This is a genomic window from Endozoicomonas sp. ALD040 (assembly GCF_049275945.1).
Classification (GTDB): Bacteria; Pseudomonadota; Gammaproteobacteria; order Pseudomonadales; family Endozoicomonadaceae; genus Endozoicomonas_A.
Genome location: NZ_CP184829.1, coordinates 2,130,566 through 2,147,218, shown reverse-complemented (window position 1 = coordinate 2,147,218; position 16,653 = coordinate 2,130,566). Strand labels below are relative to the sequence as shown.

At 46.8% G+C, this 16,653-nt stretch carries 10 protein-coding genes; 1 reads left to right on the top strand and 9 read right to left on the bottom strand.

Features of this window, described 5'->3' with window-relative positions:
• Positions 1 to 148: 148 nt before the first annotated feature.
• Together ACOJUN_RS07150 and ACOJUN_RS07145 are read right to left on the bottom strand one after the other, a co-directional pair.
• Positions 149 to 661, bottom strand: a complete 513-nt coding sequence (locus tag ACOJUN_RS07150; RefSeq protein WP_422135972.1) for a hypothetical protein — start codon at positions 659 to 661, stop codon at positions 149 to 151.
• Between the two features lie 176 nt (positions 662 to 837).
• On the bottom strand, positions 838 to 2,640 hold the full coding sequence (locus ACOJUN_RS07145) for an F-box/WD repeat-containing protein (protein ID WP_422135971.1): 1,803 nt from the start codon (positions 2,638 to 2,640) through the stop codon (positions 838 to 840).
• Between the two features lie 100 nt (positions 2,641 to 2,740).
• Between ACOJUN_RS07145 and ACOJUN_RS07140 the strand changes: the two genes are divergently transcribed.
• A complete protein-coding gene (locus tag ACOJUN_RS07140) occupies positions 2,741 to 3,004 on the top strand; it encodes a hypothetical protein (RefSeq protein ID WP_422135970.1) in 264 nt (87 codons plus the stop codon).
• 344 nt (positions 3,005 to 3,348) lie between these two features.
• Here ACOJUN_RS07140 and ACOJUN_RS07135 read toward each other — a convergent pair whose 3' ends face one another.
• The 7 genes from ACOJUN_RS07135 to ACOJUN_RS07105 all read right to left on the bottom strand — a co-directional run bounded on the left by ACOJUN_RS07135 (position 3,349) and on the right by ACOJUN_RS07105 (position 16,454).
• Entirely contained in the window at positions 3,349 to 4,647 is a 1,299-nt protein-coding gene (locus ACOJUN_RS07135; RefSeq protein ID WP_422135969.1) for an F-box/WD repeat-containing protein, read from the bottom strand.
• Between the two features lie 123 nt (positions 4,648 to 4,770).
• A complete protein-coding gene (locus ACOJUN_RS07130) occupies positions 4,771 to 6,567 on the bottom strand; it encodes an F-box/WD repeat-containing protein (RefSeq protein ID WP_422135968.1) in 1,797 nt (598 codons plus the stop codon).
• Positions 6,568 to 6,888: 321 nt separating this feature from the next.
• Complete coding sequence (locus ACOJUN_RS07125) at positions 6,889 to 8,679, bottom strand: F-box/WD repeat-containing protein (RefSeq protein ID WP_422135967.1); 1,791 nt, start codon at positions 8,677 to 8,679, stop codon at positions 6,889 to 6,891.
• Between the two features lie 332 nt (positions 8,680 to 9,011).
• Positions 9,012 to 10,802, bottom strand: coding sequence for an F-box/WD repeat-containing protein (locus ACOJUN_RS07120; protein WP_422135966.1), 1,791 nt, complete (start codon positions 10,800 to 10,802; stop codon positions 9,012 to 9,014).
• A 332-nt stretch (positions 10,803 to 11,134) separates the two neighbouring features.
• Positions 11,135 to 12,793: an F-box/WD repeat-containing protein gene (locus ACOJUN_RS07115; RefSeq protein ID WP_422135965.1), complete on the bottom strand. Its 1,659-nt coding sequence runs from the start codon at positions 12,791 to 12,793 to the stop codon at positions 11,135 to 11,137.
• A gap of 183 nt (positions 12,794 to 12,976) precedes the next feature.
• A complete protein-coding gene (locus tag ACOJUN_RS07110; protein ID WP_422135964.1) occupies positions 12,977 to 14,638 on the bottom strand; it encodes an F-box/WD repeat-containing protein in 1,662 nt (553 codons plus the stop codon).
• A gap of 121 nt (positions 14,639 to 14,759) precedes the next feature.
• A complete protein-coding gene (locus ACOJUN_RS07105; RefSeq protein ID WP_422135963.1) occupies positions 14,760 to 16,454 on the bottom strand; it encodes an F-box/WD repeat-containing protein in 1,695 nt (564 codons plus the stop codon).
• Between the last annotated feature and the right edge of the window lie 199 nt (positions 16,455 to 16,653).

Below are 16,653 nucleotides of genomic sequence, written 5' to 3'. Positions count from 1 at the left end.
AGCAGCTCCTCCAGAGCTTCAGAGTCAATATTTATCCTCACATAGAAAAGGACATTCAAAATGGATTCGATCTACATAGAGTCGATTTTTTCATGGAAGTTCAAACTATTGAGGTCAGTGCCATTAAGAAAACGAAAGTCAGGCACTGTTAAACATGAAAGTACCAGTTTACGGCCAGTACGGAAGCGATGGTTAGCAGGGCGCTGCCAAAGGTGACAAGGTATTGTCGGTTGATGGTGGTGTGGATTTCGGTTTTTAGTTCGGCGTATGCCCTGATGTTGTCCATTTTTACTTCGTGGTAGCGGGCGTCTGATTCGGCTTTCTGTTCGTAGTAGCGGGCGTCTGACTCGGCTTTCATTTCTTTGAATTGAGCATCTGACTCGGCTTTCATTTCTTTGAATTGAGCGTCTGACTCGGCCTTCTGTTGTTTGAATTCGGCATCAAACTTGGCATTCTGTCGTTTGAATTCGGCATCAAACTTGGCATTCATTTCAGCCATTTTTTGACTGAAGTGTGCCTGGTGCTGCAAGATGGCCTCCTGCATGATGAGCACGTCTTTCTTGCTGGCGTTGTGGTCCGGGTCGAGGGAGGCACTGACTTTTGCCGCCAGCTCCTCACTGATGCCGATGTTTTTCAGTTCGTTGAACAGCGTGTCCGTCACATTCAGCTCCTGTTAACCGATGGAAGAGGCTGAAGCATAGACCATGGATGAACAAACTACCTGGGCTGATTGATCCTCTGGCCAGTGCCGAGGATCAACCGAGGGCCCAGTGCAAAATTTGCCATCGGGCTTTTGATATAAAGCTGTTTGTTGATCGGTTCAGATTGAAAATACGTTCATTCGATCACTAAAATCTTCTTCCATAGTTCAGTGATTCTTACCCTGTGATCTTCACTGGTAGTAACTACATGTCGGCCATCGGCGCAGAAGGTAGCTGAGATGACTGCTTCATTGTGTACAACGGTGGCTTTTTTTACCCATGATCCATCCTTCCCCAGACCATAAATTTGCGCCGTTTTATCCTTACTGGCAGTCACCACAAGGCAACCATCGGCACTGAAGGTAGCGGATCGGACCTTATCTGTGTGGACTATGGTGGCTTTTTTTACCCAGGATCCACCGGCCTCACGGCCATAGATTTTCGCTGTTTTATCAAAACTGGCAGTCACTAAATGGCGGCCATCGTCGCTGAACCTGGTTGTGGTGATCCACCCGTTGTGTTTAATGATGGTTTTTTTTACCCATGATCCAGGGGTCTCCTGACCATAGACTTGCACCGTTATACGATCACTTCGGGCCATCAGATGGCGACCATTGGCGCTGAACCTGACAGAGTAGATAGAACTATCGTGAGAAACTGTGGCTATTTCTTTCCATGATCCATCGTCCTGCAGGTCACATATTTTGGCTGTATTATCGAAACAGCCGGTTGCAAGATGGCGGCAATCGTCACTAAAGGTGGTTGAGTTGACAATATCATTATGGGTAATGGTGGCCTTGACTTCCCATGATCCAATGGCTTCCTGACCGTAGATTTTCAAAGTGTAATGTCCAACCTGGATCAACGCATGACGGCCATCGGAGCTGAGGCAGGCCCAATTGACACCACTCTCACCATTAAGGTTGGCTTTTACTTCCCATGACCCATCGTCTTTCTGACCATGGATTATAGGAGCGTAAGATGAAGTAAGGACCAACAGACGACGGCCATCGGCGCTGAAGCTGGCCGACAAGATCGAAAGATCACAGTTGATATTGTATTTTACTTCCCATGATCCATCGGTCTTCTGGCCGTAGATTTTCAGCGTATTATTGAAACTGGCGGTCAACACATGGCGACCATCAGCACTGAATGTGGGTGAAATGACCGAACTATTATGGGAAAGGGTGGCTTTTGCTTCCCAGGATCCATCCTCATTCACACTATAGATTCCCGCCCTGAAACTACTGACGACCAACACATGCCGATTATCGGCGCTGAAAATGGCTTCTTTGGCCCAACCATTGTCGGAAGTGGAGGCTTTTACTTCCCATGATCCATCGGTCTCCTGGCTAAAGATCTTCACTGTATTGTCCAAACTGACGGTCACTAAGTGGCGGCCATCGCCGCTTAAGGTGACTGCAAAGATATTATTAGAACGGGTAATTTCGGTCTTTGTCTCTAAGTCAAATGTTTCACATTGAGACATCAGTTTGCTGTTGTTGAAAAAGAGCAGAGCAGGAAAATAAGTACTTTTTTGTTGTTTTACGAGTGACTCGACAGCATCCATAATCGTAAACGGTTTCAACCAGTCACGGAGTTGTTGTTCATCTTTTGTCGTAGCGATGGTCTTGAGTTGATATTGGAGTGGTGAAGGAAACCGGCGACACCAGGCTCTTTCCAGAGCGTTATGGTTTTCAACAAGATCGCGAAAATATTTGCATACCCTTACTAAACGGGTAATCTCCCGAAAACCCAGATAGCGGATAATCGTGGTTTTTGATTCGTCGGGCAAACAAAAGAATGAAGATTGATTTTGGTTATATGCAGTAACATCCCTGCCTGCAACGATGCCTGTTGGCACTTGCTCGAGTCGGGGCTGCTTAGGTGTTGGTGAGAGTGAACCGTCATTGCTGGTATTATTGTTCAAAGGGGTCATGAGCAGCTCCTCCAGAGCTTCAGAGTTCGCTTTTCAGTTGTTGTATGCATTCCCACGCAGAGCGAGGGTGTCGCAAAACTCTCTCCGGCGTGGGAACGCGTTGACTCCCGTCATTCCCGGCTTCATTCTCGTCATTCCCGCCTTCATTCTCGTCATTCCCGGCTTTATTCTCGTCATTCCCGGCTTCATTCTCGTCATTCCCGGCTTCATTCTCGTCATTCCCGCGAAGGCGGGAATCCACACTGACTCTCCACCAGAACCCTACTGCCCGGTGTCCCCCTGGCCTTGTCATCCCCGAGAAGGCAGAGATCCACCGTTGGCGCTGGATTCCCGCCTTCGCGGGAATGACGACTTCAGAGCGTGAGAACGAGCTGTTGAAGTTTTGCGACACCCTCAGAGCGTGGGAACGAGTTATTAGGACTTAGAGAGGACATCCAAAGGACTTATTCTCGTCATTCCCGGCTTCATTCTCGTCATTCCCGCGAAGGCGGGAATCCACACTGACTCTCCACCAGAACCCTACTGCCCGGTGTCCCCCTGGCCTTGTCATCCCCGAGAAGGCAGAGATCCACCGTTGGCGCTGGATTCCCGCCTTCGCGGGAATGACGACTTCAGAGCGTGAGAACGAGCTGTTGAAGTTTTGCGACACCCTCAGAGCGTGGGAACGAGTTGTTAGGACTTAGAGAGGACATCCAAAACTGATTCGATCTATATAGACTCGATTTTGTCATGGAAGTTCAAACTACTGTTCTTCCATAGCTCAGTGATTCTCACCTTGTGATCTTCACTGGTAGTAACTACATGTCGGCCATCAGCACTGAAGCTGGCTGTGGCGATAATCTCATTGTGTTCAATGGTGGCTTTTTTTACCCATGATCCAGGGCTTTCCTGACTGAAGATTTTCGCCGTTTTATCATCACTTATACTCACCAGGTGGCGACCATCGGCACTGAAATCGACAGAGCAGACAAAATTATCATGAGTAACCGTGGCTATTTCTTTCCATGATCCATCGTCCTGCAGGTCACATATTTTCGCTGTATTATCGTAACTGGCGGTTGCAAGATGTTGGCAATCTTCGCTGAAAGTGGCTGAGTTGATAACACGATTATGGATAATGATGGCTTTGATTTCCCATGATCCAGTAGCCTCTTGAGCGCAGATTTTCAAAGTGTTACGTCCAATGTAGAACAACGCATGACGGCCATCTGAGCTGAGGCAGCCCCAGTTGACACGGCTCCGATCAGTAATGGTGGCTTTTGCTTCCAATGGTCCATCGTCCTTCTGACCATAGATTGTCGCAACGTCAGATGTATCGACAACCAACAAATGACGGGCATCGGCGCTGAAACTGGCCGACTTGATCGAAGTATCACAGTTAATAATGTATTTTGCTGCCCATGATCCATCGGTCTCCTGGCTGCAGATCTTCACTGTATCATCCAAACTGGCGGTCACTAAGTGGCGGCTATCGGCGCTTAAAGTGGCTACCGAGATTTTGTCAAGATGGGTCATTTCGGTTTTTGTCTTTAAGTTAAATGTTTCACTTTGAGACATCAGTTTACTGTTGTTGAAAAAGAGCAGAGCAGGAAAATAAGTACTCTTTTGTTGTTTTACGAGTGACTCAACAGCGTCCTTATTCGCAAAGGGTTTCAACCAGTCACGGAGTTGTTGTTCATCTTTTGTCGTAGCGATGGTCTTCAGTTGATATTGGAGTGGTGAAGGCAACTGGCGATACCAAGCTCTTTCCAGAGCTTTATGGTTTTCAACAAGATCGCGAAGATGTTTGCATACCTCTGCTAAACGGGTAATCTCGCGAAAACCCAGATAGTGAATAATCTTGGTTTTTATTTCATCGGGCAAACAGAAGAATGAAGATTGATTTTGGTTATATGCAGTAACATCCCTGCCTGCAACCATGCCCGTTGGCACTTGCTCGAGTCGGGGCTGCTTAGGTGTTGGTGAGAGTGAACCGTCATTACTGGAATTATTGTTCAAAGGGGTCATGAGCAGCTCCTCCAGAGCTCCAGAGTCAATATTTATCCCCGCATAGAAAAGGACAGTCTTAAGTCCGACAGGCTGCTAGAGTCGGTTTTGTAATGGAAGTTCAAAATATTGGGGCCATTGACATCAAGAAAAATCGCTCTTCAATAGTTCAGTGATTCTCACTTTGTAATCTTCACTGGTGGTCACCACATGTCGGCTATCGGTGCAGAAACTGGCTGTGATAACGGTTTTATTGTGCAGAACGGTGGCTTTTTTTACCCATGTTCCGTCCTTCCCCAGACCATAAATTTGCGCCGTGTTATCCTCACTGGCGGTCGCCACAAGGCATCCATCGGCACTGAAAGTGGCTGATCGGATCCAGCCTTCGTGGACAATGGTGGTTTTTTTTACCCACGATCCACCGGCCTCAAGGCCATAGATTTGAGCCGTTTTATCACCACTGGCGGTCACTAAATGACAGCCATCGGCGCTGAACCTGGTTGCGGTGATACTCCCATTGTGTTCAATGATGGCTTCTATTACCCATGATCCAGGGGTCTCCTGACCATAGACTTTCGCCGTATTATCACCACTGGCGGTCACTAAATGGCGGCCATCGGCGCTGAACTCGACTGAGTAGACAAAACTATCATGAGAAATCGTGGTTATTTCTTTCCATGATCCATCGTCCTGCAGGTCACATATTTTCGCTGTATGATCGAAACTGGCGGTTGCAAGATGGCGGCAATCTTCGCTGAAAGTGGTTAAGCCGATATTATGATTATGGGTAATGGTCGCTTTTACATCCCATGACCCAATGGCCTGCTCACCGCAGATTTTCAAAGTGTTATAACCAATACGGATCAGCGCATGACGGCCATCGGAGCTGAGGCGGGCCTGACTGGCACCATTCGTATCAGTAATGGTGGCTTTTGCTTTTAATGACCCATCGTCTTCCAGATCATAGATTGTCGCAACGTCAGATGTATTGACAACCAGCAGATGACGGCCATCGGCGCTGAAGCTGGCAAAAATGACCGGAGTATCACAGTTAATGGTGTATTTTGCTTCCCATGATCCATCGGTATTCTGGCCGAAGATTTTCAGCGTATTATCGAGGCTGACGGTGAATACATGACGACCATCAGCACTGAATGTGGCTGAGCAGATCCAATGATTATGGGCAATGGTGGCTTTTGCTTCCCATGATCCATCCTCCTTCATACCGTAGATTTCCGCCCAGAGACGAAAGTCGACCAACACATGGCGGTTATCGGTGCTGAAAATGACCTTTTTGAACGAACCATTACTGGGAGTGGAGACTTGTACTTTCCATGATCCATCGGTCTCCTGGCTACAGATCTTCACTGTACCATCCAAACTGGCAGTCACTAAGTGGCGGCTATCGGCGCTTAAGGTGGCTGTTAAGATTTTTTCAGGATGGGTGATTTCGGTTTTTGTCTCTAAGTTAAATGTTTCACATTGAGACATCAGCTTACTGTTGTTGAAAAGGAGCAGAGCAGGAAAATTAGTACTCTGTTGTTTTTTTACGAGCGACTCGACAGTGTCCTTATTCGCAAACGGCTTCAACCAGTCACGGAGTTGTTGCTCATCTTTTGTGGTAACGATGGTCTTTAGTTGATACTGGTGTGGTGAAGTAAACCGTTGATACCAGGCTCTTTCCAGAGACTTATGGTTTTCAACAAGATCGCGAAGGTATTTGCATACCTTGGCTAAACAGGTAATCTCCCGAAAACCCAGATAGCGGATAATCATGGTTTTTGATTCGTCGGGCAAACAAAAGAATGAAGATTGATTTTGGTTATATGCAGTAACATCCCTGCCTGCAACGATGCCCGTTGGTGCTTGCTCGAGTCGAGGCTGCTCAGGTGTTGGTGAGAGTGAACCGTCATTACTGGAATTATTGTTCAAAGGGGTCATGAGTAGCTTCTCCAGAGCTTCGGAGTCAATATTTATCCTCACATAGAAAAGGACATTCAAAATGGATAACTCTGGTTCCCATGCTTTCAGGCCCTTTGGGTCCCAGCGTGGGAACGAGTGATTCGATCTATATGACTCGATTTTGTCATGGAAGTTCAAACTATTGAGGTCATTGGCATTAAGAAAAAGAAGAGCCCTGATCCGGGAAAAGGATAGAAAGGCATTTTTTTTATTGAGAGCCCAGTGCAAAAATTACCATCAGGCTTTTGATATAACGCCGTTTGCTAATCGGTTCTGAGCAAAAATACGTTCATTCGATCATCAATCGTTCTTCCATAGCTCAGTGATTCTCACTTTGTAATCTCCACTGGTGGTCACCACATGTCGGCCATCGGCGCAGAAGGTGGCTGAGATGACGGCTTCATTGTGTACAACGGTGGCTTTTTTTACCCATGACCCATCCTTCCCCAGACCATAAATTTGTGCCGTGTTATCTTGGCTGGCGGTCACCACAAGGCAACCATCGACACTGAAGGTGGCGGATCGGACCCTATCTTTGTGGGCTATGGTGGCTTTTTTTACCCAGGATCCACCGGCCTCAAGGCCATAGATTCTGGCTGTTCTGTCAGCACTGGCGGTCACCAAATGGCTGCCATCGGCGCTGAAACTGGTTGAGTTGATCAACCCATTGTGTTCAATGGTAGTTTTTTTTACCCATGATCCAGGGGTCTCCTGACCATAGACTTTCGCCCTATAATCACTACCTCTGGTCACCAGATGGCGACTATTGGCGCTGAACCTGACAGAGTAGATAGATTCATCATGAGAAACCGTGGCTATTTCTTTCCATGATCCATCGTCCTGCAGGTCACATATTTTCGCTGTATTATCGTAACTGGCGGTTGCAAGATGTTGGCAATCTTCGCTGAAAGTGGCTGAGTTGATAACACGATTATGGGTAATGATGGCTTTGATTTCCCATGATCCGGTAGCCTCCTGAGCCCAGATTTTCAAAGTGTTATGTCCGATGCAGAACAACGCATGACGGCCATCGGAGCTGAGGCAGGCCCAGTCGACACGACTCTCACCAGCAAGGGTAGCTTCTGCTTCCAATGGTCCATCGTCCTTCTGACCATAGATTGTCGCAACGCCAGATGTATCGACAACCAACAAATGACGGGCGTCGGCGCTGAAGCTGGCCGTCCTGATCGGAGTATCACAGTTAATAATGTATTTTGCTTCCCATGATCCATCGGTCTTCTGGCCGTAGATTTTCAGCGTCTTGTCGAAACTGGCGGTCAACACATGGCGACCATCAGCACTGAAGGTGGCTGAGACGACCCAACGATTATGGGAAATGGTGGCTTTTGCTTCCCATGATCCATCTTCCTTCATACTATAGATTCGCGCCCAGAGAATACTGATGACCAACGCATGGCGGTTATCGGTACTGAAAATGGCTTTTTGGACCCAACCACTATCGGGAGTGGAGGCTTTTACTTTCCATGATCCATCGGTCTCCTGGCTGCAGATCTTCACTGTATCATCCAAACTGGCGGTCACTAAGTGGCGGCTATCGGTGCTTAAAGTGGCTACCGAGATTTTGTCAAGATGGGTCATTTCGGTTTTTGTCTTTAAGTTAAATGTTTCACTTTGAGACATCAGTTTACTGTTGTTGAAAAAGAGCAGAGCAGGAAAATAAGTACTCTTTTGTTGTTTTACGAGTGACTCAACAGCGTTCTTATTCGCAAAGGGTTTCAACCAGTCACGGAGTTGTTGTTCATCTTTTGTCGTAGCGATGGTCTTCAGTTGATATTGGAGTGGTGAAGGCAACTGGCGATACCAAGCTCTTTCCAGAGCTTTATGGTTTTCAACAAGATCGCGAAAATATTTGCATACCTTTACTAAACGGGTAATGTCCCGAAAACCCAGATAGCGAATGATCATGGTTTTTGATTCGTCGGGCAAACAGAAGAATGAAGATTGATTTTGGTCATATGCAGTAACATCCCTGCCTGCAACCCTGCCCGTTGGCGCTGGCTCGAGTCGAGGCTGCTCAGGTGTTGGCGAGAGTGAACCGTCATTACTGGAATTGTTGTTCAAAGGGGTCATGAGCAGCTCCTCCAGAGCTTCGGAGTTAATATTTATCCCCGCATAGAAAAGCGCGCATAGAAAAGGACATTCAAAATGAATAAATCTGGTTCCCATGCTTTCAGGCGCTTTGGGTCCCAGCGTGGGAACGAGTGATTCGATCTGTTTGACTCGGTTTTGTCATGGAAGTTCAAACTATTGAGGTCAGTGGCATTAAAAAGAAGAGCCCCGATCCGGGAAAAGGATAGAAAGGCATTTTTTTTATTGAGAGCCCAGTGCAAAAATTACCATCAGGCTTTTGATATAACGCTGTTTGCTAATCGGTTCTGAGCAAAAATACGTTCATTCGATCATCAATCGTTCTTCCATAGCTCAGTGATTCTCACTTTGTAATCTCCACTGGTGGTCACCACATGTCGGCCATCGGCGCAGAAGGTGGCTGAGATGACGGCTTCATTGTGTACAACGGTGGCTTTTTTTACCCATGACCCATCCTTCCCCAGACCATAAATTTGCGCCGTGTTATCGTGGCTGGCGGTCACCACAAGGCAACCATCGACACTGAAGGTGGCGGATCGGACCGTATCTTTGTGGGCTATGGTGGCTTTTTTTACCCAGGATCCACCGGCCTCAAGGCCATAGATTCTGGCTGTTCTGTCAGCACTGGCGGTCACCAAATGGCTGCCATCGGCGCTGAAACTGGTTGAGTTGATCAACCCATTGTGTTCAATGGTAGTTTTTTTTACCCATGATCCAGGGGTCTCCTGACCATAGACTTTCGCCCTATAATCACCACCTTTGGTCACCAGATGGCGACCATTGGCGCTGAACCTGACAGAGTAGATAGATTCATCATGAGAAACCGTGGCTATTTCTTTCCATGATCCATCGTCCTGCAGGTCATATATTTTCGCTGTATTATCGAAACAGATGACTGCAAGATGGCGGCAATCGTCGCTAAAGGTGGTTGCGCTGACAATATGATTATGTGTAATTGTGGCTTTGACTTCCCATGATCCAAGGGCTTCCTGACCGTAGATTTTCAAAGTGTTAGGTCCAACGCGGATCAACGCATGACGGCCATCGGAGCTGAGGCAGGCCCAATTGACATCACTCTCACCAGTAAGGTTGGCTTTTACTTCCCATGATCCATCGTCTTTCTGACCATAGATTATCGGAGTGTCAGATGAAGTAAGGACCAATAGACGACGGCCATCGGCGCTGAAGCTGGCCAACCAGATCGAAAGATCATAGTTAATACTGTATTTTACTTCCCATGATCCATCGGTCTTCTGGCCATAGATTTTCAGCGTATTATTGAAACTGACTGTCAACACATGCTGACCATCAGCACTGAAGGCGGCTGAAATGACCGAATTATTATGGGAAATGCTGGCTTTTGCTTCCCATGATCCATCCTCCTTCGTACCATAGATTTCCACCCTGAAACGATTGACGACCAACACATGCCGGTTATCAGTGCTGAAAAAAGCTTTTTTGACCCAACCATTTCTGGGAATGGAGGCTTTTAGTTTCCATGATCCATCGGTTTCCTGACTACAGATTTTCACTGTACCATCAAAACTGGCGGTCACTAAGTTACGGCTATCGGCGCTTAAGGTGACTACAAAGATATCATTAGGATGGGTCATTTCGGTTTTTGTCTTTAAGTTAAATGTTTCACTTTGAGACATCAGTTTACTGTTGTTGAAAAAGAGCAGAGCAGGAAAATAAATACTCTTTTGTTGTTTTACGAGTGACTCGACAGTGTCCATATTCGTAAACGGTTTCAACCAGTCACGGAGTTGTTGTTCATCTTTTGTCGTAGCGATGCTCTTCAGTTGATATTGGAGTGGTGAAGGAAACCGGCGATACAAGGCTCTTTCCAGAGCTTTTTGGTTTTCAACAAGATCGCGAAAATATTTGCAGACCTTTACTAAACGGGTAATCTCCCGAAAACCCAGATAGCGAATAATCATGGTTTTTGATTCGTCGGGCAAACAGAAGAATGAAGATTGATTTTGGTTATATGCAGTAACATCCCTGCCTGCAACCATGCCCGTTGGCGCTTGCTCGAGTTGAGGCTGCTTAGGTGTTGGTGAGAGTGAACCGTCATTACTGGAATTATTGTTCAAAGGGGTCATGAGCAGCTCCTCCAGAGCGCCAGGGTCAATATTTATCCCCGCATAGAAAAAGGATATTTAAAATGAATAATATCCGGTTCCCATGCTTTCAGGCCCTGTGGGTCCCAGCGTGGGAAAAAGTTGTTAAATTGATTCGATCTGTTTGACCCGGTTTTGTCATGGAAGTTCAAACTATTGAGGTCATTGGCATTAAGAAAAAGAAGAGCCCTGATCCGGGAAAAGGATAGAAAGACATTTTTTTATTGAGAGCCTGGTGCAAAAAATTGCCATCGGGCTTTTGACATAACGCTGTCTGCTAATCGCTTCTGAGCAATAATACGTTCATTCGGTCATCAATCCCTCTTCACCAGTTCAGTGATTCTCGCCGTTTTATCTTTACTGGCGGTCGCCACATGTCGGCTATCCATGCTGAATTTGGCTGAGGTGACTGCACTCTTGTGGTTAATGGTGGCTTTTTCTACCCATGACCCACTGCTCCCCAGACCATAAATTTTCGCTGTTTTGTCGCAACTCGCGGTCACCACGAGGCATGCATCGGCGCTGAAAGTGGCTGACAGGACCCAATCGTCGTGGGTGATGGTCACTTTTTCTACCCATGACCCATCGGCCCGGAGGCCATAAATTTTCGACGTATTGTCAGCACTGGCGGTCGCCACATGGCAGCAATCGGCGCTGAAATTGGCTGAGATGACTGCCTTCTCATGTTGAATGGTGATTTCTTCTTTCCATGATCCATCGCTCTGCAGGCCATGGATTTTTGCCGTTTCATCCTGGCTGGTGGTCACCAGATAAAGGCCATCGGCACTGAATTTGGCTAAGTAAACCGCATCATCGTGGGAAATGGTGGCGACTTCTTCCCATGACCCACTGGTCCGCAGGCTCTGGATTTTTGCCGTCTTATCTCCACTGGCGGTTACCATATGGCGGCCATCGGCACTGAAGGCAGCTGAGAAGACCGTGAGATTATGGGTAATAGTGGCTTTTACTCCCCATAATCCATTGGCCTGCTGAACGTAGATTGCTACATTGTTATCTCCACAGACCAACAAATGACTGCCATCGGAGCTGAAGCTGGCCCAATCGGCCACAGCATAATGGTGAATAATGGCCTCTTCTTCCCATGAACCATCGTCTGCCTGAGCACAGATTTTTGCCGTGCAATCGTCACTGGTGGTTACCAGGCGTTGGCCATCAGCACTGAAGGTGGCTGAGTTGACCTTTCTGTTATGGAAAATGGTTTTTTTTACTTCCCATGACCCATCGTCCGCCCGACCACAGATTTTCGCTGTGTGATCACGACTGGCGGTCACCAAGTGACGGCCATCGACACTGAAGGTAGCTGATATGACCCGATTATAATGGTTAATGATGGCTTTTTTTTTCCATGATCCATTGGTCTTCTGGTCACAGATTCGCACCGTATTATCGAGACTTGCGGTCGCGAAATGTCGGCTATCAGCACTAAAGTTGGCCGTGTTGACATCGTCAAAGTGTTTAATTTTGGTTTTTGTTACGGGCTTGAATGTTTCACATCGAGCCATTTGTTTACTGTTGGTGAAAAGGAACAGCGCCGGAAAATAAGCATTATTCCGTTTTTTTACGAGTGACTTTACAGTGCCCTTATTCGCAAACGGCTTCAACCAATCGCTGAGTTGTTGATCATTTTTTGCTGCAAAGATTGTTTTCAGTTGATATTGGTGTGGTGAAGAAAATCGGCGATACCATGCTTTTTCCAGAGCCTTATCTTTTTTTATGAGATGGTGAAAATATCTGCATACCTTTGCTAAACGGGTAATCTCCCGAAAACCTAAACAGCGTATAATCATGGAATGTGTCAGGTCGGACAAATCGAGGAATGAAGGTGTTTTTTGGTCATTTACGGTAACCTGTCTGCCGGCGCTGACACCCGTTGGGATTCCCTCCAGTCGAGGTCGCTTGGGCGTTGGCGCGAGTGGACCGTCAATGCTGGAATGGCTTTTCATGGCGTCCATGTCTGATTTCTCCGTAGCTCTGAGGTCGGTATTTATCGTCGCTCAGGAAGGACATTCAAAATTGATTCGATCTTTTAGAGTTGGTTTTATAATGGGAGTTCATAACATTGAGGCCAGTGAAACTAACGAAAAACTGAGCCCTGATTCGGGAAAATGACAGAAAGACATTTTTTTATTCTATGATCAACCGTTCTTCTGAAGTTCAGTAATTCTTGCCGTGTCATCATAGCAGGTGGTCACCACATTTCGGATATCGGGGCTGAAGTTAGCTGAGTTGACAGTTCGCTTGTGTTCAATGATGGCTTTTACCAGCCATGACCCATCGGCCTCCAGACCACAAATTTTTGCTTTACAGTCCCGACTGGTGGTTACCAGATGATGGCCATCAGCACTGAAGGTGGCTGAAAGGACAGGGCCCTCATGGGTAATGTTGGCTTTTTTTGCCCAGGTTCCATCGGTCTGCAGACCATAAATTTTCGCCGTACGATCGTCACTGGCGGTTACCAGATGGCAACCATCGGCACTGAAGATGGCAGAGCAGACCCAATCATTATGGGTAATGGTGGTTATTCTTTGCCATGACCCATCGGACTTCAGGCCATAGATTTTTGCCGTGAAATCCCGGCTTGCGGTTACCAGATGGAGGCAATCGGCGCTGAAGTTGGCTGAGGTGATAAAATTACCATGTTGAATCGTGGCTGTTTTTTTCCATGATCCATCGACCTGCAGGTTAAAGATATTCGCCGCGTAATCGAAACTGGTGGTTACCAGATGGCAGCTATCGGTGCTGAAGTTGGCTGAGTCGATTGGGCTATCGTGTGGAATGACGGCTTTTCCTACCCATGATCCAGCGTCTGACTGACAATAGATTTCCAGAGCGAAATTTAAACCGTAGATCGCCAGATGACGGCCATCGGGGCTGAAACTGGCCGAAACGTTCTGACTAATGAGGTGAATAGTGTCCTCCAATTCCCATGATACATTGTCCACCTGAGCAAAGATTTTCGCCGTATGATCTTCAACGACAATCACCACACGGCGCCCATCTGCACTGAAGTTGGCTGACTTGACACCGACAACATGGGGAATGATGGCATTTGCTTTCCATGATCCATCGTCCTCCCGACCATAGATATTCACTGTCCTATCATAAATGGTGGCCAACACATGATGGCTATCGGAGCTGAAGCTGGCCGACCTGACTGAACCGTTATGGGTAATGTTGGCGGTTTCTTGCCATGTCCCACCAGACTGCTGGCTATAGATTTTCAGCGTCCTGTCCAAACTGGCGGTTAACAGATGGCGGCTGTCGGCGCTGAAGGTGGCTGTTCCGATTTTGTAGGAATGAGTAATTCTGGCTTTTTCTGCTAACTTGAATTTTCTACATTCAGACATCAGTTTACTGTTGATGAAAAGGAGCTGAAGAGGAAAATAAGTACTTTCCTGCTGTTTTAAAAGTGACTCGACAGTGTCTTTATTCGCAAACGGTTGCAACCAATCGCGGAGTTGTTGCTCATCTTTTGTCGCAATCATAGCTTTTAATTGATATTGGTGTGATGAAGGAAACCGGCGATACCATGCACTTTCCATAGCTTTATGATTTTTAACAAGATCGCGAAGATATCTGCATACCTTTACTAAATGAGTAATCTCTCGAAAGCCCAGATAACGAATAATCATCGTTTTTGTTTCGTCGGGCAAACGGAAGAAGAAAGATTGATGTTGGTTATAGACAGTAACGTCCCTGCCCGCACTGATACCCGTTGGCGCGGCTTCCAGCCGAGGTTGCTTCGGTGTTGTCGAGGGTGGACCGTCAATGCCGGAATTGTTGTTAAGAGGATTCATTCTCGGATCCTTCAAAAATTCAGATTCAGTATTTATCCTTGCCTGGAAAGGACATTCAAAATTGATTAGACCGTTTAGACTCGGTTCTATGATGAAAGTTCACAAGTGGAACATTCGATCATCAGTCGTTCTTCTGCAGTTCAATGATTTTCGCCGTGCAATCTTTTTTACTCATGGTCAACACATTTCGGCCATCGGGGCTGAAGATGGCCCATAGGATCCCACAACTGTCAGAAATGATGGCTTTTTTCTCCCATGGTCCTTTGGGTCCCGGGCCATAAATTTTCGCTGTACAATCCAGACTGGCGGTTACTAAATGACAACTATCGGGACTGAAGGCGGCTGACAGGACATAATCTTTGTGGCAAATAGTGGCTTTTACTTTCCATGATCCATCAGCCTGCAGGCAGTGGATTTTTGCCGTGTTATCCATACTGGTGGTCACCATATGATTGCTATCAGGGCTGAAGCTGGCCGACCTGATCCGGTCGTTATGCTTAAAGGTGTATTTTACTTGCCATGGCCCATCGGTTTGCGGGCCATGGATTTCTACCGTGTTATCCTCATATATGGTCAACAGATGGCGGCTATCGGGACTGAAGGTGGCTGAATAGAGCCGAACATTATAGGTAGTGATGGTGATTTTTTCCCATGATCCATCGGACTGCAGGCCATAGATTTTTGCCGTACCCTCTTCGCTGGCGGTTGCCACATAGCTGCCATCGGCGCTAAAGCTGGCGGACCTGACTGAATTATCATGGTTAATAGTGACTTTGACTTCCCATGAGCTATCGTCCTTCTGGCCGTAGATAGTTACATTGTTTTCTCCACAGACCAACAAATGACTGCTGTCGGCGCTGAAGCTGGCCCCTAGGACCGTAGGATTTTGCCTGATAGTGTATTTTGTTTTCCATGATCCATCAGTCTCCTGGTCATAGATTTTCACCGTCCCATCCATACAGCTGGTCAATAAGCAGCGACCATCGGTGCTGAAGGTGGCTGATGTGACCGAAAAACTGAGAGGGGTGGACATGGTGAGCTCAAATTCACGGGCAATGGTGTCTTTTACTTTCCACGAGCCATCGTCCTCCTGAGCACAGATTTTTGCATGGCAGTCGTGACTGTCGGTCACCATCAGATGACCATCGGGACTGAAAGTGGGTGACAAGATAAGACTCTCATGGGGAATGGTGGTGGTTTTTACTACCCATGATCCATCGGTCTTCTGGCCTGTGATTTTCGCTGTTTGATCAAGGTCGACAGTCACCAAATGGCTGCTATCGGGGCTGAAGGAAGCTTTATTTTTAGTCTCGACATTGGGAATTTCGATTTTTACCACCGGGCTGAATGTTTCACATTGAGACATCAGTTTACTGTTGGTGAAAAAGAGCTGAGCAGGAAAAAAAGTACTTTCTTTTTGTGTTAGAAGTGACCCGATAGTGTCCTTATCCGCAAATGCCTTCAACCAATCACGGAGTTGTTGTTCATCTTTTGTTCTGACGAGAGTATCCAGTGGATTTTGGTATGCTGAAGGAAACCGGCGGTACCATGCTTTTTCCAGAGCTTTTTCTTCGTTAACAAGATCGTAAAGATATTTGCATGTCTTTGCTAAACGGGTAACCTCGCGAAAAGCCAAATAGCGAACAATCATAGATTTTTGTTCGTCGGGCAAACAGAAAAATAAAGATTGCTTTTGGTGATAGACACTAACGTCCCTGCCTGCACTGACAGCCGTCGACGTTCCTTCCAGTGGAGGTTGCTCAGGTATTAACGAGAGTGAACCGTCATTGCTGGAATGGTTGTTCAAAGGGGTCATATCGGGCTCCTCCAAAGCTCCTAAGTCAATATTTATCCTCACTTGGAAAGGGCATTCAAAATTGATTAAACCTTTTAGAGTCGGTTTTATAACGGAAGTTCAAAATATTCAGACCAGTGGAATTAAGAGAAACCGTTCGCACAAAAAACCACCACTCGCTTTGCTCGGTCATTTCTGCAAAAACACGTCTAATGTCGCC

Bases quoted from the DNA above. Each gene is read 5' to 3' on its own strand.
- ACOJUN_RS07120 (WP_422135966.1), bottom strand. From the start codon at position 10,802: ATGACCCCTTTGAACAATAATTCCAGTAATGACGGTTCACTCTCACCA.
- ACOJUN_RS07110 (WP_422135964.1), bottom strand. From the start codon at position 14,638: ATGAATCCTCTTAACAACAATTCCGGCATTGACGGTCCACCCTCGACA.
- ACOJUN_RS07125 (WP_422135967.1), bottom strand. From the start codon at position 8,679: ATGACCCCTTTGAACAACAATTCCAGTAATGACGGTTCACTCTCGCCA.
- ACOJUN_RS07105 (WP_422135963.1), bottom strand. From the start codon at position 16,454: ATGACCCCTTTGAACAACCATTCCAGCAATGACGGTTCACTCTCGTTA.
- ACOJUN_RS07135 (WP_422135969.1), bottom strand. From the start codon at position 4,647: ATGACCCCTTTGAACAATAATTCCAGTAATGACGGTTCACTCTCACCA.
- ACOJUN_RS07130 (WP_422135968.1), bottom strand. From the start codon at position 6,567: ATGACCCCTTTGAACAATAATTCCAGTAATGACGGTTCACTCTCACCA.
- ACOJUN_RS07145 (WP_422135971.1), bottom strand. From the start codon at position 2,640: ATGACCCCTTTGAACAATAATACCAGCAATGACGGTTCACTCTCACCA.
- ACOJUN_RS07115 (WP_422135965.1), bottom strand. From the start codon at position 12,793: ATGGACGCCATGAAAAGCCATTCCAGCATTGACGGTCCACTCGCGCCA.